This is a genomic window from Bradyrhizobium sp. B120 (assembly GCF_049075665.1).
In the GTDB taxonomy this organism is placed as follows: domain Bacteria; phylum Pseudomonadota; class Alphaproteobacteria; order Rhizobiales; family Xanthobacteraceae; genus Bradyrhizobium.
The window spans coordinates 2,809,108-2,835,503 of sequence record NZ_CP185242.1; the positions used below are offsets into that span (position 1 = coordinate 2,809,108).

A 26,396-nucleotide genomic window follows, 5' to 3' on the forward strand; every position below is an offset into this window, starting at 1 on the left:
GAGCGCTCAAGATGGCCACGCCGAACGTACCGCTCTGGGAGGTCTTCATCCGCAGCCGCAACGGCCTTGCGCACAAGCATGTCGGCTCGCTGCACGCGGCGGACTCGACGCTCGCCCTGCAGGCCGCGCGCGACATCTACACCCGCCGCGGCGAGGGGCTGTCGATCTGGGTGGTGCCCTCGAATGCGATCACCGCGTCCGATCCGGCCGAGAAGGGCATGATGTTCGAGCCGGCGGAATCCAAGATCTACCGCCACCCGACCTTCTACGACGTCCCCGACGAAGTCGGGCATATGTGACTGCGCTTCCGCTCGTCATTGCGAGCGAAGCGAAGCAATCCATCGGACCGCAAAGCGAGAAGCATGCATGGATTGCTTCGTCGCTCCGCTCCTCGCAATGACGGCCCAACAGCGAGTTGAATAGATGGCAACCGCCAACATCGAAGTCTCCGAAACGCCGCTGGTGCTCTACGCACTGCGCCGCGCCGACGATGCGCTGATCCTTGGCCATCGGCTGTCTGAATGGTGCGGCCATGCGCCGGCGATGGAAGAGGACATGGCACTCGCCAATATGGGTCTCGACCTCCTCGGCCAGGCCCGTGAGCTCTACAGCTACGCGGCCAAGGTCGAGGGCAAGGGCAACGACGAAGACAAGTTTGCCTATCTGCGCGACGTCAGGCAGTACCGCAATCTGCTGCTGGTCGAGCAGCCGAACGGCGACTTTGCCCGCACCATGGTGCGGCAGTTCTTCTACGCCGCATTCGCCGATCTCTATTGGCGCGCGATGATGGCGTCTTCCGATCCGACATTCGCTGCGATCGCGGCGAAGTCGGAGAAGGAGAGCGCCTATCATGTCAGGCATTCGTCGGAATGGATCGTCCGTCTCGGCGACGGCACCGAGGAGAGCCACCGCCGCGCGCAGGATGCGACCGACGATCTCTGGGCCTATACCGGCGAGATGTTTTCGGTCGACGACAGCGAGCGCGGCCTGATCGATGCCGGCATCGCGATCGATCCGGCGGTGCTAAAGCCGCGCTGGCTGAAGACCGTCGCCGGCATCGTCAACGAGGCGACGCTGTCGCTGCCGAAGAGCGATTGGATGCAGGAGGGCGGTCGCATCGGCAGCCATAGCGAGCATCTCGGCCATCTTCTCAGCGAGCTGCAATCGATGCAGCGGACCTTTCCGGGGGCAACATGGTGATGGTCGCGCTCAGCGATGCCGATCTGCGCCGGCGCGCCTGGAGCGCGGCTGCGCAGGTGGTCGATCCCGAAATCCCGGTGCTGACGATCGCCGATCTCGGCGTGCTGCGCGATGTCGCGGTCCGCGACGGCCATGTCGAGGTCGCGATCACGCCGACTTATTCCGGCTGTCCAGCGATGAACATGATCGCGCTCGAGATCGAGCTTGCGCTGGAGCGCGAGGGCATTCACCGGCCGAAGGTCCGCACCGTGCTGTCGCCGGCCTGGACCACCGACTGGATGAGCGAGGACGGCCGCCGCAAGCTGAAGGAGTACGGCATCGCGCCGCCGCTGCCGGGCTCCTCGCGCCGCGCGCTGTTCGGCGAGCAACAGGTCGCGTGCCCGCAATGCGGATCGGGCGATACCGAACTGCTGTCCGAATTCGGCTCGACCTCCTGCAAGGCGCTGTGGCGTTGCAAGAGCTGCCGTGAACCCTTCGACTACTTCAAGTGTCATTGACCATGTCGACACCACGCTTTCACCGTCTGTCCGTCAGCGATCTGCGCCGCGAGGCGTCGGACGCCATCTCGATGACCTTTGCGATCCCTGACGATCTGCAAGGCGACTATCGCTTCACGCCGGGCCAGTATCTGACGCTGCGCACCACGATGGACGGCGAGGAAGTCCGCCGTTCCTACTCGATCTGCTCCGGCCCTGATGACGGCGAACTGCGCATCGCGGTGAAGAAGGTCGATGGCGGCGCCTTCTCGAACTGGGCCGCCGACGAGCTGAAGGCCGGCGACGAGCTCGACGTGATGACGCCGACCGGTCGCTTTGGCGTAGCGCATACGCCCGGCGAGGCGCGGACCTATGTCGGCTTCGCCGCCGGCAGCGGCATCACGCCGATCCTCTCGATCGTCAAGGGCGTGCTGGCGCGCGAGCCGGACAGCCGCTTCTTCCTGTTCTACGGCAACCGCTCGACCGAAGGCGTCATGTTCCGCGAGGCGCTGGAGGAGCTGAAGGACCGCTTCATGCAGCGGCTCTCGGTGTTCCACGTCATCTCGGGCGAGGAGCAGGACATCCCGATCCTGCACGGCCGGCTCGACGGCGAGAAGGTGCGGGTGTTGCTGCGCTCGCTGGTGCCGGCCTCAACTGTCGATCATGTCTTCGTCTGCGGCCCGGCCGCGATGAGCGAGACCATCGAGGCGACCTGCCGCGAGATCGGCATCGCCGACGAGCGCATCCATGTCGAACGCTTCGTGTCGGAATTCGGCGGCAAGCCGCGCCCGAAGGTCGTCGTTCCCTCCGGCGCGCCGCCGAAGGCGATCGCCGGACTGATCATCGACGGCAAGCGCCGCGAGGTCCCGGTGGCCGACGGCGAGTCGATCCTGGACGCCGCGCTGCGCGCCGGCATGGACCTGCCGTTCGCCTGCAAGGGCGGCATGTGCTCGACCTGCCGCGCCAAGCTGGTCGAAGGCGAGGCGCCGATGGATCTGAATTATTCGCTGGAGCCGTGGGAGCTGAAGGCGGGGTTCATCCTCACCTGCCAGGCCAAGCCGTGCTCCGAGAAGGTCGTGGTCGATTACGACCACGTCTAGGATTGTCGTCATTCCGGGTTCGATGCTGCGCATCGCCCCGGAATGACGGAAGTGGCGTTGACGCCTCGCGCGTCGCGCCCAACACTGACGAGACACCAAGAGGCCCGTCGCAACGGGTCCGCGCACAGGGAGTTCGATGTGAACGTGAAGGCTACGCTATCGCCCGAAGATGTCGCCCGCGCTTGCGCGGACGCGATGTGGAAGGAAGACGACGCCAGCAAGGGCCTCGGCATGGAGCTCGTCGAGATCAAGCCGGGGCAGGCGGTGATGGCGATGACGGTGCTGCCGCACATGGTCAACGGCCAGCGCATCTGCCATGGCGGTTACATCTTCACGCTGGCTGATTCAGCCTTCGCATTTGCCTGCAACAGCCGCAACGATCGCGCGGTGGCGGCGCAGGGCAACGTCACGTTCATCCGGCCCGGCAAGCTCGGCGACCGTCTGGTGGCGACCGCGCGCGAGATCTCGCGCAGCGGCCGCTCGGGAATCTACGACGTGCGCGTCACCGCCGGCGACGGCGTGATCGCTGAATTTCGCGGACATTCGCGCGTGATACCCGGCACATGGCTGCCGGACACGGACATCAAGGCATAAGGCTTCAGAGGAAACGTCGATGGCAACGGCAATGAAGGTCAAGGACGGCGGCTATCGCGCCGAGCTCGATGCGGCGGAACGCGCCTCGCGCGACGAGATCATGGCGCTGCAGACCAGGCGGCTGGCCTGGTCGCTCAAGCATGCCTATGACAATGTTGCGCACTACAAGAAGGCGTTCGACGCCGCGTGCGTGCACCCCACAGATTTCAAGCAGCTTGCAGATCTCGCAAAATTTCCCTTCACGGTGAAGACGGATCTGCGCGACAACTATCCCTTCAACATGTTCGCGGTGCCGCGCGAACAGCTGGTGCGCGTCCATGCTTCCTCCGGCACCACCGGCAAGCCGATCGTGGTCGGCTACACCAGGGCCGACATCGATACCTGGGCGGACGTGATGGCGCGCTCGATCCGCGCCGCCGGCGGCCGCACCGGCATGCTGATGCACAACGCCTATGGCTATGGCCTGTTCACCGGCGGTCTCGGCGCGCATTACGGCGCCGAGCGGCTTGGCTGCACCGTGATCCCGATCTCCGGCGGCATGACCGAGCGGCAGGTGCAGCTCATCAACGATTTCAGGCCCGACATCATCACGGTGACGCCGAGCTACATGCTGGCAATCCTCGATGAATTCAAGCGACAGGGGCTCGACCCGCGCAAATCGTCGCTGAAGTTCGGCATCTTCGGCGCCGAGCCGTGGACCAACGCGATGCGGGTCGAGATCGAGCAGGCCTTCGACATGGACGCCACCGATATCTACGGCCTCTCGGAGGTGATCGGCCCCGGCGTCGCGCAGGAATGCGTGGAGACCAAGGATGGCCTGCACATCTGGGAAGACCACTTCTATCCCGAGGTGATCGATCCCCTGACCGGCAAGGTGCTGCCCGATGGCGAGAAGGGCGAACTGGTGTTCACCTCGCTGACCAAGGAAGGCTTCCCGATCATCCGCTACCGCACCCGCGACCTGACGCGGCTGTTATCAGGCACGGCGCGGCCCGGCATGCGGCGGATGGAGAAGGTGACCGGCCGCTCCGACGACATGATCATTCTGCGCGGCGTCAACGTGTTCCCGACCCAGATCGAGGAAGCGCTGCTGGCGACCGACTGGTGCGGCGGTCACTTTGTTATAGAACTCACCCGCGAGGGCCGCATGGACGAGATGACGGTGCTCGCCGAAGCCCGGCCCGAGAGCTGGGACGGCGAGGGGCTGACCGCGCACGCCGAGAAGGTCGCGGGTTTCATCAAGAATACGATCGGCATCTCGACCCGCGTCCGCGTCGTCGCGCCCGAGACGCTCGAACGTTCGCTCGGCAAGGCGAAGCGGGTTTACGACAAGCGGCCGAAAGAATAGCCTCTCGCCCGCAATGCTGGAGGGCGCGGGGTTTCCATGGCCGATACCAATGAACCAACCGCTGCGGAGATTGTGGCTGACATCCGCGACCGGAAAGTAACGGCGGTCAGCGTCGTCGCGGCGGCGCTCGATCGTGCGGAGCGGCTCAAGCACCTCAACGCCTTCATCGTGCTGAACCGCGACGGCGCGCTGGCGGCGGCGCGCGAGGTCGATGCCGGGAAACGCACCGGCGTACTGGCCGGGCTTCCGATCGTGGTGAAGGACAACATCAACACATCGGACCTGCCGACATCCGGCGGCACGCCGGCGCTGCAACACGCGCGGCCTGCGCGCAATGCGCCGTCGCTGCAAAAGCTGCTCGACGCCGGGGCCCTGGTCATCGGCAAGACCAATCTGCACGAGCTCGCCTTCGGCATCACCAGCACTAATCTCGCGCCGTTCGCCGGACCGGTCAGAAATCCCTACGACACGACCCGGATCCCGGGCGGGTCGTCGGGCGGAACATCGGCGGCGATCGCCGCGCGGATCGCCACCTGCGGCCTCGGATCGGACACCGGCGGCTCGACCCGCGTACCCGCGGCGCTGACCGGGACCGTGGGCTTGCGGCCTTCGGTCGGCAATGGCGGCGCCGAGCGGCGCTACCACGACGACAACCAGGTGGTTCCGATCAGCCATACCCGCGACACCGTCGGCCCGATGGGACGCACCGTCGCCGACGTCGCGCTGCTCGATGCCGTCATCACCGGCACGCCGCCGGCCGCAGCCGTTCCGCTGGGCGGCGTGCGCCTCGGCATTCCCGCCTGTTTCTGGAGCGGCCTCGATCGCGATGTCGAGGCCGTCGCTCGGGCGGCTTGCGCCCGGCTCACGGCGGCCGGCGCGGTGCTGGTCGATGTCGATATGCCCGATCTGTTCGAGCAGAACGACAAGGTGTCGTTCGTGCTCGCGTTGCATGAACCGATCGCCGATATCCCGGCCTGGCTCGCCGCCTCCGGGATCGCTGGGATCACGCTGTCCGACATCGCGGCCGGCGTCGCCAGTCCCGACGTGGTCGGGGCGTTCGGTGCCATCACAGCGGACGCCTTCGGTGCCGCCTATGATGACGCGATCAAGGTGCAGCGGCCGGCGCTGCAGGCGATCTATGCCGCCTATCTCAGCGACAACAAACTGGATGCCATCCTGTTTCCGACCACGATCGCGCCTGCACCCGTCATCGACGAGAAGACCGGGTCCGGCGAGATGTCGGTCAATGGCGGTGAGCCGGTGCCGACCTTCGGCACCATGATCCGCAACACCGATCCCGGCAGCAATGCCGGCCTTCCCGGGCTGTCGCTTTACGCCGGCATGACGCCTGATGGCCTGCCGGTCGGGCTCGAGCTCGATGGTCCTGTCGGCAGCGATGCCAGATTGCTCGGACTGGGTCTGTCGATCGAAGCGATCCTGGGCACGGCCCCGCCACCAAACCTCTGAGTCCGCCGGCGGTAACAACCCCCTTGAATTGAACGGCCAGTCGATTAGTCATGGCCTGAGGCCACTTGGCCGCCACGATCCGCGCGCCTTGCGGTGCGCTTTTCGCTTCGCCCGCAGTGGCGAAGGCAATTGAAGGATTGTCATGGACCCCGCCACGATCGTCATCCTTGCCGCCCTGGTCATCGGCCTGATCTATGGCTCGGTCGGGCTCGTCAGCGGCTTCTGCATGATGAGCGGCCTGCGCGGCTGGTGGGCGGAGGGCGATGGCCGGCTGGTCCGCACCTACGCGCTGGCGATGGGGGTTGCGATTGCGGCCTCGCAACTGCTGGCGGCGGCGGGCCTCGTCGATCTCGGCAAGTCGATCTATCTGCAACCGTCGTTCTCGGCGCCGGTGATGTTCCTCGGCGGGCTCTTGTTCGGTTACGGCATGGTGCTGTCGAACGGCTGCGGCTCGCGGGCGCTGGTGCTGCTCGGGCGCGGCAATCTGCGCTCCTTCGTGGTCGTGATCGTGCTCGGCATCTTTGCCGAGATGACGCTGAAGGGCCTGATCGCGCCGCTGCGGATCGCAATGGTGCAGGCGTCGCAGGCCACGGTGTCGGCCAATTCGGTGCCGGCGCTACTGGCTAGCATCGGCGTCGGCGCGGTGCCGGCGCGAATGGTCGCCGCCTCGGTGCTCGCGGCGGTCCTGATCATCTTCGCCTTTGCCCATGCGCCGTTCCGCAAGTCGCCGGGCCAGATCGCGGCCGGCCTGATCGTCGGCCTGCTGGTGGCGGGCGGCTGGTACGCGACCGGTTATCTCGGCGCCGATGATTTCAATCCGGTGCCGGTGACCTCGCTCACCTTCATCGCGCCGATCGCCGACGCCCTGCAATATGTGATGCTGTCGACCGGCTCGACGCTCAATTTCGGCATCGTCACCGTGTTCGGCGTGTTTGCCGGCAGCCTGGTCACCGCTGTTACCACCGGGCGCTTCCAGCTCGAAGGTTACCGGTCGCCGCAGCATATGCTGCGCTCGGCAAGCGGCGCCGCACTGATGGGCGCGGGCGGCGTGATGGCGTTCGGCTGCTCGGTCGGGCAGGGGCTGACCGGACTGTCGACGCTGTCGCTGTCGTCCTTGATCGCAATCGCCGGCATCATGCTCGGCACCGCCGCCGGCCTGCGCGGCGCTTTGCGGGTCAGGCCGCTCGCGACGGCCTAGGGCGCTTACTCATAACCGGCGGCTTCCAGTCATGAAGCGGAAGTTGCCCGGTTCGGTAGTTATCGGCGGCTTATGACCCAAAGCGGAAGTCGAGACCGCCCCACATTGGACGATCGTCGGACACCTTAATGTTCGGGCCGCGCAAGCTTCCTCCATTTCATCAGCCTGTGTGTGCCCTATTGGGCGAGCGCGCCGCGTTGCTCCCATGGTCCCGGATTGAGAACCGCGCCGTTGACTTTGCCGGCTGCGTCTCTGACGAAAGCGATCCGCGTGTGATCGCCACTCTCGACCTGGAATTCATCCTTCGAACGAATCGCCACAGGCGTCGGCCGTCCCTTGTCGAAATCGAGGATTGACCATTGGCCTGTTGACTCGACGACGAGCTTGCCGTCTACGACACTGACTTGAAGCGCGACACTCTGCGCGGGAACCGCCTCCCGGGCAAAGGCAACAACGAGCGGACCGCTCTGCGTCGCGCGGATGATCCTGAACTTGATCGCGGCGTTGACCGGACCTGAAATCCGACGAAACGCCGCCTCCAAGGTCAGACCCTTGATCGACTTGTCGTCGATCGCTGTGATGAGATCTCCCGCCATGACGCCTGCTTTCGCGGCAGGGCCGGTATCGGCCAATTTGATCACCCTGAGGCCATCGGTGCCCGCGATAACGGACTCAAGACCGGTCCAGCCGTTGCCGTCGGCGATCGAGGTCTGTCTGTCCAGCGAACTTGCGGACCCGCCGAAAACGTAGCGTCCGACATATTCGGCGAGCGCGCCGGCATTTCCTTGCCCGGAGGCAACCGGCGCCGGCGCTTCAGGCACATTCAGCGCCGCATAGGGTAGGCGACGGATGGCGTCGAAATAGAAGCCGTTCTCACTGTGCTCGCTCCGCTGCATCATCATGATCAGGATCAGCTTCTGTGCCGGATCGATCGAGAAGAACGTGCCCCAGCTTCCCTGCCAGTTGAAGCTTCCGACTGCGCCCGGAATGTAGCTGAAATCGGGGCTGGTGCGGACTGCGAAACCGAGCCCCCAGCCCGTACCGAAGGCCGGACCGACTTCATGCCCCGCAATGTGCATTTTGGGCGGCAGCGAATTCGTCGTCATCAGCCTGACCGTTTCGGGCTTCAAGATACGCACGCCGTCAAGCTCGCCGCCGTTGAGCAGCATCTGGCAGAAGCGCAGAAAATCAGGAACCGTGGAGACGATGCCTCCGCCGCCCGAGAAGAACGTCTGCGGCTTGCCGACGTCGCTATTCGCGAAAGGGGGGTGGGGCTGCGGCCCCGGCACGGCGACGAGACGGGCAAGCTTGTCCTGCGGTACCGAGAAGCCGCTATCGACCATATGCAGCGGCGCGAAGAGGCGGCTTTGTAGAAACTGATCGAAGGGCTGTCCCGACACGACTTCAATGACGCGGCCGAGCACGTCGTAGCCGATGGCATATTCCCAGACTTCGCCCGGCTGGTGCAGAAGCGGCAGGGCGCCGAGGCTCGCGACGAAGTCCGCGATAGGCTTGTCGCGCCGGAACGGCGCCCTGGCGCCGTACAGTACGTGAATCGCGGCATTCTCAAATCCGGGATCGGCGTAGTCCGGCGAAGCATAAACGAGGCCGGACGTATTGCGCAGCAGGTCCCGGATCGTCATCGCACGCTTCGCCGGTTCAAAAATATTCCGCGCAACATCCGAGAGGATCGGATCCCCGGTGACCGGATCCTTTTTGACGACCTGCATATCCCTGAGCTCCGGCAGATACTGGGCCACGGGAGCATCAAGGTCGAGCTTGCCTTCATCGACCAGTATCATGGTGGCGACGCTGGTGATTTGCTTGGACATCGATCCGATGCGAAAGATCGAATCCGGCCGCATCGGCATTTTCTTGTCGTGCTCCTCGAAGCCGGTGGCTTGCAAATAGGCGAGCTTGCCGCCCCGAGCGATCCCCACGACAAAACCGGAAGGATCGCCTTTTTCGCTCTGCGCTTCGAACCAGGAGGTCATGCGCGCCAGCCGCCGCGCCGAAAAACCGAGACTGTCCGGGTCACCGACGGTCTGCAAATCGTCGGCAAGCGCCGCCCCTGCCGGACAGAGTGTAAGCGCCGCCAGCGCGGCCAATAGAACGACAAACCGCTGATTTCGCATGGGGATCCCCGTTGGCGCAGCTACTGCGAGGAAGGATCGCCATCAGTCTGTCGAATGTTTTCGATTGCTTCTCGCCGATTCCTGCAAACCGGCTGGCCGATTCCTCAACTCGACTGGCCGATCTTCAATCGATCGCTTTACCGGGGCTGCATTTCCCGCCATTGCGAGACGGCGGAATTCGGTTGGGGTCAAACTGGTCGCCGCCTTGAAGGCGCGGTTGAACGGCCCGATCGACTGGAAACCTGTGTCCATGGCAATTGTCAGCACCGGGACTTCTACTTGTTCAGGGTCGACCAGCGCTGCCTTGGCTTCCCCGATCCGGTAATGATTGAGGAACGCATTGAAATTGCGATAACCGAGGCCCTCGTTGATAAGTTGCCGCAGCCGGTACTCCGGCACGCCGAGCTCGACGGATAGCAATTTGATGGTCAACCCCTCACGCCGGTAGATGCGCTCGACGGTCATGAGCTGTTCCAACCGGCGCAGGAGAGCCGGTTCAATCGTTGCGTCAGACGCCTTGGTTGGCGCGCTGGAGGGGACGTTTGCGGCTTGCAGCAGGATCGAACCTTTCCGCGTCCCCGCCTCCAGCAGATTCCATGCGCTCAAACCAGCTAACGCGAACAGAACGAAGGCGTTGGCGACGCTGGTCATGGAAAAAGTGGGATGCGAGGGCTGCTCCAGGAAGCTCAAGTAAGAGTTGAGAACGGTTTGGGCCGACGCGCCGATCAGGACGACCAGCCGGAGCCCACGCCGGCCTTGCACAAGGTCCGCCGGCCAAGTGACGAGCGTCTGCGCCACCGCCAACAGGGCCAGGCCGAAAGAGGCAAATGACAGCGTGCGTTCGATCGCAACCTCGAGCGCCGCCGATCTTGTGACTCCGCTGGCGTCCAGCCACTGAGCGACGGCGACGGCCGCCCACAAGACCCCATGCCAAGGCCGTGGTACGAAATCGTCATCGAAGGCAGCACGCGCCCATAGCCAGAACACGACATTGTTCGCGCTGGACAACGCCAGTAGCAACAGGCCCCACCACGCAAATGGCCGCGGGAACGTGGGCGCCGTGCAGACCATCGAAGCCGCGGCGCCGATTGCGAGCGCGGCGCCCAGCAGTGCGGCCGTGCTATCGCGGCGATCGCGTAGCGCCATAGCTGCGATCAGCAGGCACAGTGCTATGACGGCGCCTCGTAACCCGAGGTCAATCGACATCAAACCGCTGGTGCCCACTCTCGGAAATACTCCCAAGTGCCATTGTTGAGCCGCGCAGGCTCGCTCATACGCCCTCGGCGCAACTGATGTCGAGTCGTCAGATAATCTCGAAGCGGCTACGAACTGAAAGAGCCCCGATCCGGCTCGGTGTGTTCGCCGGCAGCCTGGTGACGGCGCTTGCCACCGGGCGCTTCCAGCTCGAAGGCTATCGCTCGCCGCAGCACATGCTGCGCTCGGCAAGCGGCGCCGCACTGATGGGCGCGGGCGGCGTGATGGCGTTCGGCTGCTCGGTCGGGCAGGGGCTCACTGGCTTGTCGACGCTGTCGCTGTCGTCCTTCATCGCAATCGCCGGCATCATGCTCGGCACCGGCGCCGGCCTGCGCGGGAGCTTGCGGGTCAGGCCGCTCGCGACGGCCTAGCGCATTTACTCATGACCGTCGGCTTCCAGTCATAAAGCGGAAGTTGCCCGGTTCGGTCGTTATCGGCGGCTTATGACCCAAAGCCGACCTTGTGCAGTGCACATCTACATTGATATGCTCGATCCATTCAGTCAGCGGGGAGTTCCGAACGATGTCCGGTATCTCGCGTCGGGACGTGACACTTGGCGCAGCCGGTGCTTATGCCGCGTTTGGACTCGACAAGCCGATCACGTTTGTCGACGCGGCTCACGCTCAACAGCCCGTCACTCAACCTTTCCGCAAATACAACGTCGGCGACATTGAAATCTTCTCTCTGATCGATGGCATGCGTGACGTTCCGCTGCGGGAGGGCATGGTCAGGAATGTCAGCGTCGAACAGGTCAAGACCGTGTTGCGTGGTGTCGGTTTTCCCGACAATCAGGCGCCCCTGCGGTTTATCGTCATGGCGCTCAAGCTGCGCGATCAAGTGGTCCTGATCGACTCGGGTACGGGCGGTCACCCGATTTATGGTGAGGGGAACGGCCGGTTGTTCGAGAGCATGGCGGCGGCGGGCCTTGACCCCAAGGCAGTCAAGACGATCCTCATCTCCCATCTCCACGGCGACCACATTTATGGCCTCATGAACAATGAGAGCGATGCGCAGGTCTTCCCGGATGCCGACATCGTGGTGCCCGCGGCGGAATTGAAATGGTGGACGCGCCCGGGGGTCGAGTCGATCGATCTCGGACCGACGCGCAAAGGCCTTGCCCGGCGCATTCAAGCTACCGTGGCGACGTGGAAAAACGTCAGACCTTTTGAGGGAGAATCAGAGCTTCTGCCCGGCGTACACGCCGTAGAGGCGCCCGGCCACAGCCCGGGGATGGTGGCGCATCTGGTGTCATCCGGCAGCAAACAGTTCCTGATCAGCGCCGATGTGGTCAATCTTTCGCCCCATATTCAAACAAATCCGGAATGGCAGCTTGCCATCGACCAGGATCCGCAAATGGCCGTCGAAACGCGTAAGAAAATCTTCGATCGCGCGGTTGCCGACAAGCTCATGATATCGGGAACGCATTGGTTGATGCCGAACGTCGGCACGCTTTCAAAAGATGGCAACGGCTACGTATTCGCAGCCGAAGGGTAACATCTCCGCGACGCTACCCGTTGCTGGCCAGGTGTGCGACGACTCTTGACCATGGGCGACCCGGTCGGCCTCTGTGTCAGCTTCTGGCCCAAGGCCGACATGCAGCGACGTCGGTTTTGACGTCAGCTTCCGAGACCGAAGCGGACGTGACGAATCCATGAGTACAGGCCCTAACTAGGCGCGCGCCGGCGCATCCGCGAGCGAGCTCAGGCAGGGGCTGACCGGACTGTCGACGCTATCGCTGTCGTCCTTCATCGCGATCGCCGGCATCATGCTCGGCACCGGCGCCGGCCTGCGCGGGAGCTTGCGGGTCAGGCCGCTCGCGACGGCCTAGGGCGTGTACTCATAACCGGCGGCTTCCAGTCATAAAGCGGAAGTTGCGCGGTTCGGTAGTTATCGGCGGCTTATGACCCGATTCGGACATAGGCACCTAGATCACTGCCGTCACCCCGAGGGATTACTTTCTCGGCCCGTGTAGTGCGGATTGGCACGCCCGTGACCGCTTTCGACCCGAGAAAGCACCTAGCGGAACAACCCATTGGTGTGATCTGATGCCATCGAATTGATCTTGAACATGGGGAGCGGCCTTGCCCGAAGAGCGTGTTCAACGGCGGTTAGCGGCAATCTTGGCCGCCGATGTGGTCGGCTACTCTGCGATGATGCAACGCGCGGAGGAAGCCACCTACGCCGAATTCGAGCAGCTCAAGCGGGACTTGATCGCGCCGAGCCTCTCCCGACACGACGGCCGACTGATCAAGACAACGGGTGATGGCGCGCTCGCCGAATTCGCTAGTCCCTTGGCCGCCGTGAGATGCGCGACCGAAATGCAGGATCATCTCGCCGAGGGTAGCGGTCCATTCAAGCTACGCATCGGGCTCAACCTTGGCGACGTGATCGTTGGGCCGGACGGCGACCTCTACGGCGACGGGATCAACATTGCTGTCCGGCTGGAGGGGATCGCCGATCCGGGCGGCATCCTGATGTCCGAAAAGGTCTACAGCGAGGTCGAAGGCAAGTTGGATGTTGGTTTCGAGGATCGCGGCGAGCAGCAGCTCAAGAACATCACCAAGCCGGTCCGCGCCTACGCGGTGCGCGCGGGAGCGCATAGTGTGCTGGCCGAGCGGCTAAGTGCGGGGCCTCCGCTTCCCGACAAGCCCTCCATCGCCGTGCTGCCGTTAGAGAACATGAGCGGCGATCCCGAGCAGGCGTATTTCGCTGACGGCATGGTTGAGGAAATCATCACCGCGCTGTCGCGTTTCAAATGGCTGTTCGTGATCGCCAGAAATTCGAGTTTCACCTTCAAAGGCAAAACCGTCGATGTGAAGGAGGTCGGACGCAGGCTTGGCGTGCGCTATGTCCTTGAGGGGTCTGTGCGCAAGGCTTCAGGGAAGGTACGCATCACAGGGCAATTGATTGATGCGGTGACGGGCGCGCACATCTGGGCCGACAGGTTTGAGCGTGACCTGACAGACATTTTTGCTCTCCAGGACGAAGTCACGGTCGCCGTAGTCTCAGCCATCGAGCCAAAATGCAATGGCAGCGCGGCGGCGACCGGAGAACCTTACCGCCTATGATTTCTTTCTCCGCGCCTTGCAACAGTTCTACTTGACGACTCGCGAAGGTGTGGCCGAGACGACGAGGCTGGCGCATCGCGCGTTGGAACTGGACCCTCGGTTTGGCCTTGCCGCGGCTCTGGCCGGTGCTGGTCACATGCAAAATGTCACTTGGGGTTATGCGGTCGATCCTGAATTCGACCGCAAGGAAGCAATTCGGCTCTCTCGATTGGCATTGAGCATCGACGATGGTGATTCAGAAACATTAGCATGGGCTTGCATGATTTCGGCCATCATGGTCGACGATTGTGAAAGTGCGATCGAATTGGCTGACAGGGCGGTCGCGCTTAACCCGAATGCATTTAACGCATGGAGCGGCAGAGGCTGGGTCTATAGAACTGCGGGGCTTCCGGAGGAAGCGGTCCGGAGCTTTGAACGTGCCAATCGCATGAGCCCAGTAGACCCGAGGCTGCATATCACGTTTGCTGGGATGGGGTATGCCTTTATTGAGCTTTGTCGCTTTGACGAGGCCCTCATCGCAGGGAAGAAAGGTCAACGTCAGAACCCCTCCTATTCGGGAGCTTACCGCTGTCTCGCGTCCGCTTTCGCCCATCTCGGACGCGAGCCGGAGGCGCGTGAGGCGGCGGCGCATCTGCTTGAGGTCGATCCCGCCTTTACAATTTCGTCGTGGATCGCCCGGGGCGGGCAATCAAATGCGAAGCTGTTGATTGAGGGACTTCGCAAAGCGGGTCTGCCCGAATGACTCTGCGCTCGCCCACGCCGACGCGGTGATCAAATTGGACTCGATTTGCTGCACTGCATGTGTCGCCTTTTGGCCCAAGGCCGACATGCAGCGATGTCGGTTTGACGTCAGCTTCCGAGACCGAAGCGGACGTGGCGAATCCATGAGTACAGGCCCTAACTAGGCGCGCGCCGGCGCATCCGCGAGCGAGCTCAGCGCGATGCCGCCGACGATCAGCGCCGCGGCGATCGCCAGCGACAGATCGATCGGCTCACCGAGCAGTAATGCAGCAGTCACGATGCCGACGATCGGCGTCCCCGTCGTGCCGAGCGAGGTCGTGAGCGCCGGCAGGCTCTTGTTGACAACAGACATCGCCCAATAGGCCAGCGCGGTGCCGATGAAGCCGGAATAGAGGAACAGCAGCACGAGGTGCGGCGACCATGTCACCGTCGGCACGCCCTCGGTGATCAGCGCCGTCGTGGTCAGCACCAAGGTCGCGACCAGCACCTGCCACAGCAGGAGCTGCAGCGGCGTCGCGATCCAGCGGTGCGAGCGGATGTAGATGATGTTCGCGGCCCAGCAGATCGCGGCGAGGATGATCATGCCGGCGCCGGCGATGACATGCAGATTGCTCCAGTCCAGCGATGCCGGGTTGAGGATCACGCAGAGCCCGGCGAGTCCCAATGCGACCCCGACGAGCTTGAGCGCGCCGAGCCGTTCGGTGCGCGCCGCGCCCGCGGCCAGCGCGACCCACAGCGGCGTGGTGTAGCCGAGCACGACGCCCTTGCTGGCCGGCAGATAGCGCAGGCCGGCGGCGACCAGGGTTGAGAAGAACGTCATGTGCAAGAGCGCGACGCTGAGCACGACAGGGATATCGGCGATCCGCGGGATGATCAAATTGCCGCTGGCGCGCAGGATCACCAGCAAGGCGATCAGGGCGACCCAGCTGCGGATCGATGCGGTCCACAGCGGCGGCACCGCCTCGACCAGCGATTTCGTCACCGACCAGTTGGTGCCCCAGGCCAGCACCACGACGATGAACAAAACGACGGCTTTGGCAGGGGAGAGCGACGGGTTCACGGGCGGCATCCTTGCAGGCGATACCGCTTGTGAATAGGATCACGCTGGCTCTATCGAAAGAGCCAGATTTGACAGATAAAAGGAGCCAGATTGATCCTTGCCGAATTGCTCGCGCTGAAGCGTGCCGATGATGCCGGACTGACCGCGCAGCTGACGCAGCAGCTGCGCGGGCTGATGGCGAGCGGCCGGATCAGGAGCGGGGCCGTGCTGCCGTCGAGCCGCATGCTTGCGGCCGAGCTCGATGTTTCGCGCAATACCGTAACTCATGCCTATGAGCAGCTCGCGGCCGAGGGGTATCTGCGCGTCGCCGCGCGGCGGCGGCCGGTGGTGTCAGACGATATCGAGGCGCGCTTCGCCAGGGCGGTGCCGGCCCCGCGCCGCGACGCCGCCCGCAAACCGCTGCTGTCGCCCTGGGCCTTGCAGCTCTCGGACACGGATTGGCCGCTGTCCTACCAGGCCGACTTCCGGCCGCTGCGTCCGGGGCTTGCGGATGCGCGCGAATTTCCGCACGAGATATGGGCGCGCTGCCTGCGCCGCAGCGCATTGCGCCGCCGCTTCAACGACCAGACCGTGGTCAACCGGCCGAGCCTGCGCGAAGCCTTGCGCGATTATCTCGAGATCAGCCGCGGCGTGCGCGCCGAGGCCGATCAAATCCTGATCCTGCCGACGGCGCAGGCGGCGCTGACGCTGATCGCCGCCACTATCGTCGTTGCCGGTGATGCGGTGTGGACCGAGGATCCCGGCTACCCCGGCGCCGCGGCGGCGTTTCGCGCGGCCGGCGCCGACGTCGTCGGTGTCAGGCTCGATCAATGGGGCATGATGCGGACGCGCGAGACGCGCGCGCCGAAGCTCATCTTCACGACGCCCTCGCATCAGCATCCGACCGGGCGGGTGATGCCGGTTGCGCGCCGCACCGAGCTGCTGGCAGCCGCCGAGCCCGGCAAGACCTGGATCGTCGAGGACGATTACGACGGCGAGTTTCACTATGACAGCCGGCCGATGCCGGCGCTTCAAGGGCTCGATCGCGAGGGACGCGTGCTCTATCTCGGCACCTTCGCCAAGGCGATGACCGCCGATATCCGCATCGGCTATCTGGTGGTGCCGCCGCAACTGGCGCGGACGATGGAGATCGCGCAGCGCCATCTCGGGCTGATCGCCTCCGTGCACGTCCAGGAGGCGCTGGCCGGCTTCATGGCCGACGGGCATTTCCTGGCGCATATCCGGCGGATGCGGCGGATCTATCGCGCGCGCCGCGATCACCTCGCGGCGGCGTTGGCACGGCAGCTCGAGCCGGTGCTCACGGCCGAAGTCCCGCCGGGCGGCATGCAGTTGATCGCGCGTTTCAGGGATGGTGCCGCGGACCAGGGCGCCGTGACGCGGCTGGTCGCAGCCGGTGTCGAGGTGCGCGCGCTGTCGAGCCTTGCGCTGGAGCGGCCGCACGACCACGGCCTGTTGCTCGGCTTCGCCGCCTGGCGCGAAAACGAGATCGGCGCCGCGGTCCGGATCATGGCGAATTGTCTGACGGGGAAGCGCGCGGCGCGTGGGTAAGAGGGGCGCTCGCACGATTTCGGAATAATGGAAATATATCCCTGAGTTGCCCGACGTGTCAAGTTGCCGTATCGCAGGCCTGTGGCCGCCGGCTACTGTGCATGGGGTTGTTTTCGATATTTTCAGCGTGCCTCTGCGACGGCCCGCGTCGCAGGCTTACTCCGCCGCCCTGGTCACGATCCGCACCTCCGACGTCAGTGTCTTGTGCACCGGGCACTTGTCGGCGATCTCCATCAGCCGCTTGCGCTGGTCGGCGTCGAGGTCGCCCTCGATCCTGATGACGCGGTCGATCTGGTCGAGCATGCCCTCGTGCGTCTCGCACTCCTCGCAATCCTTCGCATAGATCTTGTTGTGCTGGAGCGTTACGGTGATGCGATCGACCGGCAGCGACTTGCGGTCGGCATACATCCGCATCGTCATCGAGGTGCAGGCGCCGAGACCCGTGAGCAGGAAATCGTACGGCCCGGGGCCGGTGTCATCACCGCCGACGGCGACCGGTTCGTCGGCGATCAACCGGTGCGGACCGGTGGTGACGATCTGCTGGAACTTGCTGGCGCGGGTTTCCTGCACCACCACGTTGCGCGGCGCGCTGCCGCTGTCGGCCACAGGCTGCGGTGCAAGATCGACGTAGCGTTCGGCCCAGGCGCCGATCACGTCGGCGACATAGGCGGCATCCTGCTTGCCGCTCAGAAGATGGTCCGCGCCGGCAAGCGAGACGAAGCTCTTCGGGTGCTTGGCCGCGATGAAGATATTGGTGGCGTTGTCGATGCCGACGGTGTCGTCGGTCGGCGAGTGCATGACCAGCAGCGCCTTGTGCAGCTTGGTCACCTGCGCCATCAGGTTCTGCTCGGCGACGTCGTCGAGGAATTCGCGCTTGATGCGGAAGGGGCGGCCGGCGAGCGACACTTCGCCTTCACCATGCGCGCGGATGTCCTCGATCCGGTCCTTGAAAAAATGCGTGACATGGACGGGATCGGACGGCGCGGCGATGGTCGCCACTGCCTTCGCTTCCGGTATCCGGCCTGCGGCCGCGAGGATCGCGGCGCCGCCGAGGCTGTGGCCGATCAGGATCGCGGGCGCCTTGCGCGTCTCGCGCAGATGGTCGGCGGCGCGGACCAGATCGGCGACGTTCGATGTGAATGTCGAGTTGGCGAAATCGCCCTCGCTGGAGCCGAGGCCGGTGAAGTCGAACCGCAGCGTGGCGATGCCCTTGGCGGCGAGGGCAACCGCGATGCGCTTGGCCGCCAGCACGTCCTTGCCGCAGGTGAAGCAGTGCGCGAACAGCGCATAGGCCTTGATCGGGCCATCAGGCGTATCAAGCGCGGCGGCAAGCTGATGGCCGCCCACACCGGTGAATTGAAAGCGTTCATGCGGCACGGGCAGGCTCCATCATTGTGTTGATCCGTCAGTCGCCAGAATAGCGCTGTTCGGCCCAGGGATCACCGCGATTGTGATAGCCGCGCACCTCCCAAAAGCCCGGCGCATCTTCTGTCAGGAATTCGATGCGCTGCAGCCACTTCGCGCTCTTCCAGAAATACAGATGCGGCACCACCAGCCGCACCGGGCCGCCATGCTCCTGCTCCAGCGGCTTGCCCGACCAGCTATGGGCGAGCAGCGCGTCCTCGGCGGCGAAATCCTCGAGCGACAGGTTCGTCGTATAACCGTCATACGAATGCAGCGCGACGAAGCGCGCGTCCTCGCGCGGCCGGCAGGAGGCGAGCAGGTCGCGGGTCGAAAGCCCCTCCCACTGATTGTCGTAGCGCGACCAGGTGGTGACGCAGTGGATGTCGGAGACGAACCGGGTCTGCGGCTGCGCCGCGAATTGCGGCCAGTTCCAGTAGATCGTCTGCTCGACCGCGCCGTAGACGTCGAGCCGCCAGCGCTCCCGCGTCACGTTCGGCATCAGCCCGAGATCGAGCACGGGCCAGTCCGCGGTCAGATGCTGTCCCGGCGGCAGGCGCTGCTCCTCCGGCCGGGTGATCTTGCCGGTGAGGAATTTGCCCTCGCGCGCCCAGCGCTGCTTGCTGCGCGTCAGCTTGCTCTCGGGTGGCTCGGTGTCGTCGGTCATCGGTGTTGCGCCATCATTCGTGGCGATGCATCGCGGAGTCGTGCTTGGTGTCGCGCATGGTCGAGTAGATCAAGAGCGACAGGAAGATCATGCCGCTGAGATAATAGTAGAACCAGTCCTCATGCCCGATGCTCTTGAAGTAGAGCGCGACCGCAGGCGCAGTGCCGCCGAAGATCGACACCGTGATGGCGTAGGGCAGGCCGACGCCGAGTGCACGGACATTGGTCGGGAACAGCTCGGCCTTCACGATCGCATTGATCGAGGTGTAGCCGGCGACGAAGATCCAGGCGCCGCAGATCAGGAGGAAGGCGATGAAGGGCGACTTGGTCTCCTTCAGCGCGGTCAGGATCGGGATCGTTGCCAGCGTGCCGACGACGCCGAAGAAGATCAGCAGCGGCTTGCGGCCGATCCGGTCCGACAGCGCGCCGTAGATCGGCTGTAGGAAGGTCGCGAAGATCAGCGAGCCGAAGATCACGAAGGTGGTCTGGTCCTCGGTGAGGCCGACCGACAGTTTCACGAAGGTCTGCATATAGGTGGTGAAGGTGTAGAACGCCGCTGTGCCGCCGGCGGTGAGGCCGACCACCAGCAGCAATTCGCGCGGATAGTTCAACAGGCCGACGATCGAGCCGGTCGGCTTGGAGACCTTCTTGGCCTCCTCGAACGCCTCGGTCTCGTGCAGGCCGCGCCGCATCACCGCCGCGAAGATCGCGAGCATGGCGCCGATCACGAACGGAATCCGCCAGCCCCAGGCCTTCAGCTCGTCCGGCGTCAGGAACACCTTTTGCAGCAACAGCAGCACGATGATCGCGGTGAGCTGGCCGCCGATCAGCGTGACGTACTGGAAGCTCGAATAGAAGCCGCGATGCTTGGCGTCGGCGACCTCGCTGAGATAGGTGGCGCTGGCGCCATACTCGCCGCCGAGGCTGAGGCCCTCGATGATGCGGGCGAGCGCCAGGATCGCCGGTGCGGCTATGCCGATCGTGGCATAGGTCGGCGTCACCGCGATGATCAGCGAGCCGAAGCACATGCAGACGACGGACAGTGTCAGCGACAGCCGCCGGCCATAGCGGTCGGCGATGTAGCCGAACAGCCAGCCGCCGAGCGGGCGCATCAGGAAGGTCGCGGCAAACAGCACGGCCGCATTGAGCTGCTGCACCACCGGATCGCTGTGCGGGAAGAACGCCGGCGCGAAATACAGTGCGAACGCAGTGTAGGCGTAGAAATCGTACCACTCGACGAGATTGCCGACCGAGCCGATGAAGATCGCCTTGACCCGCCGCTCGACGTCATGGATGTCGAGATGGTCGCTCGCGGATTGAGCGGTTTGTTCGGACATTGGCAGGCCTCCCCGGATTCTTTGGCGCGATTCCGGGGCAACCTATCTCATTTGCGTGGTGCGATGTAACTGCTGTCCTGTTCCTCAGGCGTTCTTGCCGAACAGAACGGGCAGTTGACGCGGGCCGCGCACCGTGCCTTCCGACCAGGTGACCTTGCCGGCCGGGTCGAGGCGGAAATCCGGAATCCGCTTCAGCCATTCCTCGATCGCCACCTGCATCTCCATCCGCGCCAGGTTGGAACCGACGCAGCGGTGGATGCCGAGGCCGAAGGCGGCGTGGCGGTTCTCCTTGCGGTCGATCACGACCTTGTCCGCGTCGGGGAACATGGCGGGGTCGCGGTTGGCCGCGGGGAACGACAGCAGCACCATGTTGCCGGCCTTGACCGGGCAGCCGGAGATGGTGGTTTCCTTCATCACCTCGCGCGCCATCGTCACCGGCGAATAGGCGCGCAGGAATTCCTCGATCGCGGTCGGGATCAGCGCCGGCTCCGCGACCAGGCGCTCGCGATCGGCGGGCGTCTTGGCGAGGTGCCAGAGCGAGGAGCCGAGCGCGCTCCAGGTGGTGTCGATGCCGGCGATCAGGAGCAGCCGCAGCGAGCCGAGCACGTGCTCGTCGGTCAGCGGCTGGCCGCCGGGGCCCTTGGCCCGCAGCAGTTGCGAGATCAGGTCGTCGCCCGGCTCAAGCTTGCGCTGCTCGAGATGGGCCATGAAGTAGCCGGTCATCTCGCGCACGCCGCTCATCATCTCGTTCTCGTCCTTGATGCCGAGCTCGAGGATCTGGTGGATCCACTTGATGAAGAGGTCGCCGTCCTTCTCGGGAATTCCCAGCATGTGCGCGATGGCGCGCACCGGGATGTGCTTGGTGTAGCGCGCCGCGGCGTCGCAATGGCCGTCGGCGATGAATTCGTCGATCAGCTCGTTGCAGATCGCGCGTACCCGCGGCTCCAGCCGCTTCATCGCGTCCGGCGTGAAGGGCGGCAGCAACACCTGCTTGGCGGGCTTGTGCTCCGGCGGATCGGAGGTGATCGGCGGCGCACGGGCCGTGATCTCGGGGCGGACGTCGCGCACGATGACGCGCCGCGAGGAGAAGTGCTCGGTGTCGTAGGCGATCTCCTTCACCGCCTGATAGGTGGTCGGCATGTAGCAGCCGAGGAAGCGCTCGGTATGCACGACCGGCGAGGCGGTGCGCAGCGTCTCCCAGATCGGGAACGGGTCGTCGGTCCAGACCGGATCGGTATGGTCGAAATCATGGACCCAGTCGGTGACCGGGGGATGTTCGGGCAGATAGGTTGCGGACGGGGAATCGGACATCAGCTCGTTTCCTTCTCGTTCGATCAAACGCTGGTCGGCTCAACGGGAGGCACGCGGCCATCCCCGCTGGCCGCTATTCCTCGGTGACTTCGATCGCGATTTCCGGGCAGTTGGTTTGCGCGAGCCAGGCCTTGTCCTCGAGCCCGGCCGGGACGGTCCCGTCGCCGACTTCATGGGCGTTGCCGTATTCGTCGAGCTCGAACAGTTCGGGGGCGAGCGATTTGCAGCGGGCGTGACCCTGGCACTTGTCCTGGTCGACGCGGATTTTGAGCTTGGACATGCAAGCACTCTCCCTCGGCTCTGGCGCACAGGTAGGGCGCGCCGGGTTCCTTATTTTAGTTTATGCAAGTTCCAGCTTGCTTGGGCGGCCGGCCTCTTAACCGGATCGCCAAGTTATAGCATATTACATTATCGTCGTGCTTGCGCGTCAAGCGAAAATTCAGCGATCATTGCCGCAATGGGACAAATCGTTCGTAAGCCGTTGAAAACCTACCACCATGGCGACCTCCGCGAAGCCCTGATTCAGGCGGCGTTACGCGAGGTCGAGCTCGGTGGCCCGGAAGCAATCAGCATCAAGGCGCTGGCCAGGCAGCTCGGCGTCTCCCAGCCGGCGCCGTACCGGCATTTCGCCGACCGCGAGGCGTTGCTGGAGGCGGTGACCGCGGAAGCATTCCGGCAGTTCAACGTGATCATGCGGGAGGCGATCGAGCAGCCCGGCAAGGGCTCGAAACTGTCGCGCTTTGCCCAAGCTGCGCTGGCCTTCGGGCTCGAGCGCCACGGCATCTACCGGCTGATGTTCGCGTCCAGAACCATGGCCTGCGCGCCTGTCGGCAGCGAGCTGCACGTCGCGGCGATGGAAACGCTGGCGCTGTTGATCGAGTCGTTCGAGGCGCCGGCCGTCGGGCTGTTGCGCGAACGTCAGGCACTGAAGATCTGGGCCGGGCTGCACGGCATCGTGATGCTTGCCGAGCAGGGCCTGCTCACCGGCGAGGTCGGCCAGATCAGCCGCGAGGAACTGATGGACGAGATCGTCGAGCAGACCAAGCTCGCACTCTCCGTCGCGCTGCATGCGACGGAGGAAAAGGCGTAGAACGCCTTACCTCGGAGGCCGCGGATCGATCGGGGTGGTGCCGCGCACGCCCAGAATATCCTCCAGCACTTTCGCGCCGGCCAGAAGCTGCGCCTCGGCGCGGGGCTTGGCCACCATCTGCAGGCCGACCGGCAGGCCCGATGCGGTGAAGCCGCAGGGCAGCGACAGCGCCGGGCAGCAGGCCAGCGTGATCGCATAGACGATGCCAAGCCATTCGACGTAGTTGTCGAACTTCTTGCCGTCGCATTCGGCGACATAGCGGTTCTCGACCGGGAACGGCGGCACGATGGTCGCGGGCGCCAGCAGCAAATCGTATCTCTCGAAGAATTCGAGCGCACGCGCGGTGATCGCGACACGCTGCGCCTCGGCGCGCTCGAGCTTTTCGACGGTGAGCTTCAGCCCTTCCTCGATGTTCCAGATCACCTCGGGCTTGAGCAGGTCGCGCTTGGTGCGCAGCAGTTCGGCCTTGCTGATCGCGAAATCGAATGCGCGCAGCACGTGGAAGCATTCATGGGCCTCGCGGAAGTCGGGATGCGCCTCCTCGACGATCGCGCCGGCTTCAGCGAACCGCTCCGCGGCCTTGCGGGTCACCGCCTTGACCTCGGGATCGACAGGCGTGATGCCGAGATCGGGCGAATAGGCGATGCGCTTCGGCTTGCTGCCGGAACGCGCCGCAGACAGGAACGAGGTCGGCAGCACCGGCAGCGATAGCGGATCGGCGGCATGCTCGCCGCTCATTGCGTCGAGCAGCAGCGCGAGGTCCTCGACATTGCGCGCCATCGGTCCCTGTTGGCCTAGCGTGCGGTCGACACCGAATTTCGGCGTCTGCGCGACGCGGCCGATCGACGGCCGGAGGCCTACGACGCCGCAGAAGCTCGCCGGGTTGCGCAAGCTACCGCCCATGTCGGAGCCGTGGGCGAGCCACGCGGTGCCGCTGGCGAGAGCCGCCGCGGCGCCGCCGGAGGAGCCGGCGGCTGAGCGCGATGTGTCCCAGGGATTGCGTGTCGGACCGAACACCTCGTTGAAGGTGTTGGCGCCGGCGCCGAATTCCGGCGTGTTCGACTTGGCGTAGATCACGCCGCCGTTCTGCTCGAGGCGCTCGACCAGGATGTCCGACTTCGCCGGGACATTGTCCTTGAAGATCGGCGAGCCCTGCGTGGTGAGCACGCCGGAGACGGCAGTGAGGTCCTTGATCGGGACGGGAAGGCCCGCGAGCAGGCCGCGCTCGCTGGCCGGCTTCTGCATCAGGGCCTTGGCATGGCTGCGGGCGCGGTCGAAGCAGAGCGTCGGCAGCGCGTTGACCTTGCCGTCGACCTCGGCGATGCGCTTTTCCAGCACATCGAGCAGGTCGAGCGGCGTGACGTCGCCGGCTTTCAGTTTCTCGACGACGGCACACGCCGTTTCCTTCACCAAGCCCTGATCAGCCATGCGCCGTTGCTCCTATGTCTTCTGTTTGCTTGTGCTGTAGAACATTTCCTGCCGTCGTGGCAATGCGACGAGAACCGAAGGGGCAGGGATGGCAGCGTTGTTTTCCGCGCTGGACTGGCGCGCGATAACCCAGCAGGAGCGGGACCTCGGCTTGAACAATGGCGTTGCCGTCAAGGGCAGCGCCGAGATCGCCGCCGGCTGGGAGCAGCGCTCCGCGGCGATGCGGCAGAAACATCCCCACCATCTCGACCTCCGGTACGGCCCGCGTGAGCGCAACCGGATCGATTTCCTCAAAGCCCGCGACGGCGCGCCGACCTTGCTGTTCATCCACGGCGGCTATTGGCAGACCCGCGCCAAGGAGGTGTTCACGCTCTTTGCCGAGGGGCCGATGGCGCACGGCATCAATGTGGCGCTGATCGGGTACACGCTGGCGCCGGATGCGACGCTCGACGACATCGTCGTTGAAATTCAAGCAGGCATCGATTTTCTTGCCGGGCAGTTGCCCGCGCTCGGCGCCGCCGCCGAAGGCATCGTCGTGTCGGGCTGGTCGGCCGGCGGCCATCTGACATCGATGGCGTTGTCGAACGCCCATGTCCGGGCCGGCATGGCGATCTCGGGGATCTATGACCTCGAGCCGATCAGGCATTCCTATCTCAACGAGAAGCTGAGGCTCGACGAAGCCGCCTCACGGCGCAATTCACCCATGATGCAGCAAGGCGGCACGGCAAAGCCGCTGTCGCTGGTGGTCGGCAGCGCCGAACTACCGCTGCTGCGCAAGCAGACCGCCGATTTCGCCGGCCATCGCGCCCGCTACGGCTTGCCGGTGACCTATGAGGAGATCGCGGGCGCCGATCATTTCTCGATCATGCACGAGATGCTTGCGCCGCAGGGCCGCATCACCACGCTGATCCGGCAGTTGTTCGAGCGGACGGCCGACTAGGCCGTCGTTGCGAGGAGCGAAGCGACGAAGCAATCCATCGCTCCGCCTATGCCGATACATGGATTGCTTCGCTTCGCTCGCAATGACGGGGAGAGAGCGTACCTAACCCCACCCCGACGTCAGTCCGCCATCCACCGTGTAGATCACGCCCGACGTATAGCCTGCGCGATCGGAGGCCAGGAACGCCATCAGGTCGCCGATCTCGCGCGCATGCGCGGGGCGGCCGAGCGGCAGGCCCTTCTGGAATTCCTTGTAGCGGCTCTCGTCGCCGAACTGGTTCTTGGCGCGGGTCTTGAGCAGCGTGACGTGGCGGTCGGTACCGACCGGGCCGGGGTTGATGCCGACGACGCGGATGTTGTCGGCGAGGCTCTTGCCGCCGAGCGCGCGGGTGAACGACATCAGCGCCGCATTGCCGGCGCTGCCGCAGATGTAATTGGCGTCGAACTTCTCGCCGGCCGCGCCGATGTCGTTGACGATCACACCGCCGCCGCGCGCCTTCATCTGGGCATAGATCGCGCGCGTCAAATTGACATAGCCGAACACCTTGAGCTCCCAGGCGTGCCGCCAGGTTGCCTCGTCGATCTTGTCGATCGAGCCGCCCGGGATGTCGCCGGCATTGTTGACGAGGATGTCGATGTCGGCAGCCTCTTTTGCCAGTCGCGCCAGATCTTCGGATTTGCGCAGGTCGACGACGCTGATCGCCGCATCGATCTGATGCGCCGAGCGGAGACGTTCGGCCAGCGCCTTCAATTGCTCGCCGTTGCGGGCGGCGAGCAGCAGATGGGCGCCTTCCTCGGCAAAGGCTTCGGCGGCGGCCGCGCCAATGCCCTTGGAGGCGCCGGTGATCAGGACACGCTTGCCGCGCAGATGCAGATCCATGGGATGTCTCGCTTTGGTATGAGGAGTGGGATGTCCGCGAAATTGGTGGGTCAGGGTCGCGCCGCGGTCAACACTGCACTGCAGCGTTGCGCTGGCGCGAAGTTTGGTCCATTGCAGGATCATCAGGATAGGCGGCATTGCCGGCCGGGCAAATC

General features: G+C 64.6%; 24 protein-coding genes and 2 pseudogenes. 16 read left to right on the top strand and 10 right to left on the bottom strand.

Annotation, left to right across the window (positions count from 1 at the left end):
* The first annotated feature begins 11 nt into the window (after nucleotides 1-11).
* From paaB to ACOIX3_RS12850, 8 genes are all read left to right on the top strand, one after another.
* Nucleotides 12-299 carry a 1,2-phenylacetyl-CoA epoxidase subunit PaaB gene (paaB, locus tag ACOIX3_RS12815; RefSeq protein WP_342710425.1) on the top strand — a complete coding sequence of 96 codons (288 nt, stop codon included), beginning with the start codon at nucleotides 12-14 and terminating at the stop codon, nucleotides 297-299.
* Nucleotides 300-423: 124 nt separating this feature from the next.
* Nucleotides 424-1,200: a 1,2-phenylacetyl-CoA epoxidase subunit PaaC gene (paaC, locus tag ACOIX3_RS12820; protein ID WP_420970179.1), complete on the top strand. Its 777-nt coding sequence runs from the start codon at nucleotides 424-426 to the stop codon at nucleotides 1,198-1,200.
* On the top strand, nucleotides 1,194-1,697 hold the full coding sequence (gene paaD, locus ACOIX3_RS12825; protein ID WP_420970180.1) for a 1,2-phenylacetyl-CoA epoxidase subunit PaaD: 504 nt from the start codon (nucleotides 1,194-1,196) through the stop codon (nucleotides 1,695-1,697). Before paaC ends, paaD begins: the two co-directional genes overlap by 7 nt.
* A gap of 2 nt (nucleotides 1,698-1,699) precedes the next feature.
* Nucleotides 1,700-2,776, top strand: a complete 1,077-nt coding sequence (gene paaE, locus ACOIX3_RS12830; RefSeq protein WP_420970181.1) for a 1,2-phenylacetyl-CoA epoxidase subunit PaaE — start codon at nucleotides 1,700-1,702, stop codon at nucleotides 2,774-2,776.
* A gap of 138 nt (nucleotides 2,777-2,914) precedes the next feature.
* The gene (gene paaI, locus ACOIX3_RS12835; protein WP_420970182.1) at nucleotides 2,915-3,370 is read left to right on the top strand and encodes a hydroxyphenylacetyl-CoA thioesterase PaaI; all 456 of its coding nucleotides are present in this window, start codon (nucleotides 2,915-2,917) and stop codon (nucleotides 3,368-3,370) included.
* A 19-nt stretch (nucleotides 3,371-3,389) separates the two neighbouring features.
* Nucleotides 3,390-4,718: a phenylacetate--CoA ligase PaaK gene (gene paaK / locus ACOIX3_RS12840; RefSeq protein ID WP_420970183.1), complete on the top strand. Its 1,329-nt coding sequence runs from the start codon at nucleotides 3,390-3,392 to the stop codon at nucleotides 4,716-4,718.
* Nucleotides 4,719-4,754: 36 nt separating this feature from the next.
* A complete protein-coding gene (iaaH, locus tag ACOIX3_RS12845; RefSeq protein ID WP_420970184.1) occupies nucleotides 4,755-6,185 on the top strand; it encodes an indoleacetamide hydrolase in 1,431 nt (476 codons plus the stop codon).
* 142 nt (nucleotides 6,186-6,327) lie between these two features.
* Nucleotides 6,328-7,383 (top strand): YeeE/YedE family protein, encoded by a 1,056-nt coding sequence (locus ACOIX3_RS12850; protein WP_420970185.1) that lies wholly within the window; start codon nucleotides 6,328-6,330, stop codon nucleotides 7,381-7,383.
* 176 nt (nucleotides 7,384-7,559) lie between these two features.
* Here the strand turns inward: ACOIX3_RS12850 and ACOIX3_RS12855 are convergent, their stop codons facing one another.
* Both ACOIX3_RS12855 and ACOIX3_RS12860 read right to left on the bottom strand, forming a co-directional pair.
* Nucleotides 7,560-9,518, bottom strand: a complete 1,959-nt coding sequence (locus ACOIX3_RS12855) for a serine hydrolase (protein ID WP_420970186.1) — start codon at nucleotides 9,516-9,518, stop codon at nucleotides 7,560-7,562.
* Nucleotides 9,519-9,560: 42 nt separating this feature from the next.
* Nucleotides 9,561-10,724: a helix-turn-helix domain-containing protein gene (locus tag ACOIX3_RS12860; protein ID WP_420970187.1), complete on the bottom strand. Its 1,164-nt coding sequence runs from the start codon at nucleotides 10,722-10,724 to the stop codon at nucleotides 9,561-9,563.
* 146 nt (nucleotides 10,725-10,870) lie between these two features.
* On the opposite strand from ACOIX3_RS12860, the pseudogene ACOIX3_RS12865 reads away from it, so the two are divergent.
* The 5 genes and pseudogenes from ACOIX3_RS12865 to ACOIX3_RS12885 form a co-directional block, all read left to right on the top strand.
* Nucleotides 10,871-11,143: pseudogene (locus tag ACOIX3_RS12865) on the top strand (YeeE/YedE thiosulfate transporter family protein); the annotation flags it as partial.
* Between the two features lie 151 nt (nucleotides 11,144-11,294).
* Nucleotides 11,295-12,266, top strand: a complete 972-nt coding sequence (locus ACOIX3_RS12870; RefSeq protein ID WP_420970188.1) for an MBL fold metallo-hydrolase — start codon at nucleotides 11,295-11,297, stop codon at nucleotides 12,264-12,266.
* A 208-nt stretch (nucleotides 12,267-12,474) separates the two neighbouring features.
* Nucleotides 12,475-12,600: pseudogene (locus ACOIX3_RS12875) on the top strand (YeeE/YedE family protein); the annotation flags it as partial.
* Nucleotides 12,601-12,853: 253 nt separating this feature from the next.
* Nucleotides 12,854-13,840: an adenylate/guanylate cyclase domain-containing protein gene (locus ACOIX3_RS12880; protein WP_420970189.1), complete on the top strand. Its 987-nt coding sequence runs from the start codon at nucleotides 12,854-12,856 to the stop codon at nucleotides 13,838-13,840.
* Nucleotides 13,800-14,582, top strand: a complete 783-nt coding sequence (locus ACOIX3_RS12885) for a tetratricopeptide repeat protein (RefSeq protein WP_420970190.1) — start codon at nucleotides 13,800-13,802, stop codon at nucleotides 14,580-14,582. The genes ACOIX3_RS12880 and ACOIX3_RS12885 overlap by 41 nt, the downstream gene beginning before the upstream one ends.
* A gap of 159 nt (nucleotides 14,583-14,741) precedes the next feature.
* Here the strand turns inward: ACOIX3_RS12885 and ACOIX3_RS12890 are convergent, their stop codons facing one another.
* A complete protein-coding gene (locus tag ACOIX3_RS12890) occupies nucleotides 14,742-15,650 on the bottom strand; it encodes a DMT family transporter (protein ID WP_420970191.1) in 909 nt (302 codons plus the stop codon).
* Between the two features lie 81 nt (nucleotides 15,651-15,731).
* On the opposite strand from ACOIX3_RS12890, the gene ACOIX3_RS12895 reads away from it, so the two are divergent.
* On the top strand, nucleotides 15,732-17,189 hold the full coding sequence (locus ACOIX3_RS12895) for a PLP-dependent aminotransferase family protein (RefSeq protein ID WP_420970192.1): 1,458 nt from the start codon (nucleotides 15,732-15,734) through the stop codon (nucleotides 17,187-17,189).
* 156 nt (nucleotides 17,190-17,345) lie between these two features.
* Here the strand turns inward: ACOIX3_RS12895 and ACOIX3_RS12900 are convergent, their stop codons facing one another.
* From ACOIX3_RS12900 to ACOIX3_RS12920, 5 genes are all read right to left on the bottom strand, one after another.
* Complete coding sequence (locus tag ACOIX3_RS12900) at nucleotides 17,346-18,566, bottom strand: alpha/beta fold hydrolase (RefSeq protein WP_420970193.1); 1,221 nt, start codon at nucleotides 18,564-18,566, stop codon at nucleotides 17,346-17,348.
* Between the two features lie 28 nt (nucleotides 18,567-18,594).
* The gene (locus ACOIX3_RS12905; RefSeq protein ID WP_420970194.1) at nucleotides 18,595-19,257 is read right to left on the bottom strand and encodes a sulfite oxidase-like oxidoreductase; all 663 of its coding nucleotides are present in this window, start codon (nucleotides 19,255-19,257) and stop codon (nucleotides 18,595-18,597) included.
* A gap of 13 nt (nucleotides 19,258-19,270) precedes the next feature.
* The gene (locus ACOIX3_RS12910; protein ID WP_298369758.1) at nucleotides 19,271-20,593 is read right to left on the bottom strand and encodes an MFS transporter; all 1,323 of its coding nucleotides are present in this window, start codon (nucleotides 20,591-20,593) and stop codon (nucleotides 19,271-19,273) included.
* Between the two features lie 84 nt (nucleotides 20,594-20,677).
* The gene (locus ACOIX3_RS12915; RefSeq protein ID WP_212311193.1) at nucleotides 20,678-21,904 is read right to left on the bottom strand and encodes a cytochrome P450; all 1,227 of its coding nucleotides are present in this window, start codon (nucleotides 21,902-21,904) and stop codon (nucleotides 20,678-20,680) included.
* 73 nt (nucleotides 21,905-21,977) lie between these two features.
* Nucleotides 21,978-22,184, bottom strand: a complete 207-nt coding sequence (locus ACOIX3_RS12920; RefSeq protein ID WP_038387982.1) for a ferredoxin — start codon at nucleotides 22,182-22,184, stop codon at nucleotides 21,978-21,980.
* A 177-nt stretch (nucleotides 22,185-22,361) separates the two neighbouring features.
* On the opposite strand from ACOIX3_RS12920, the gene ACOIX3_RS12925 reads away from it, so the two are divergent.
* Nucleotides 22,362-22,994, top strand: a complete 633-nt coding sequence (locus tag ACOIX3_RS12925) for a TetR/AcrR family transcriptional regulator (protein WP_342723201.1) — start codon at nucleotides 22,362-22,364, stop codon at nucleotides 22,992-22,994.
* A 6-nt stretch (nucleotides 22,995-23,000) separates the two neighbouring features.
* On the opposite strand, the gene ACOIX3_RS12930 is transcribed toward ACOIX3_RS12925, so the two are convergent.
* Complete coding sequence (locus ACOIX3_RS12930) at nucleotides 23,001-24,422, bottom strand: amidase (protein ID WP_420970195.1); 1,422 nt, start codon at nucleotides 24,420-24,422, stop codon at nucleotides 23,001-23,003.
* A gap of 88 nt (nucleotides 24,423-24,510) precedes the next feature.
* Here ACOIX3_RS12930 and ACOIX3_RS12935 point away from each other — a divergent pair, with 88 nt between their 5' ends.
* Nucleotides 24,511-25,362 carry an alpha/beta hydrolase gene (locus ACOIX3_RS12935; protein ID WP_420970196.1) on the top strand — a complete coding sequence of 284 codons (852 nt, stop codon included), beginning with the start codon at nucleotides 24,511-24,513 and terminating at the stop codon, nucleotides 25,360-25,362.
* A 102-nt stretch (nucleotides 25,363-25,464) separates the two neighbouring features.
* Here the strand turns inward: ACOIX3_RS12935 and ACOIX3_RS12940 are convergent, their stop codons facing one another.
* Nucleotides 25,465-26,241, bottom strand: a complete 777-nt coding sequence (locus ACOIX3_RS12940) for an SDR family oxidoreductase (RefSeq protein ID WP_420970197.1) — start codon at nucleotides 26,239-26,241, stop codon at nucleotides 25,465-25,467.
* Between the last annotated feature and the right edge of the window lie 155 nt (nucleotides 26,242-26,396).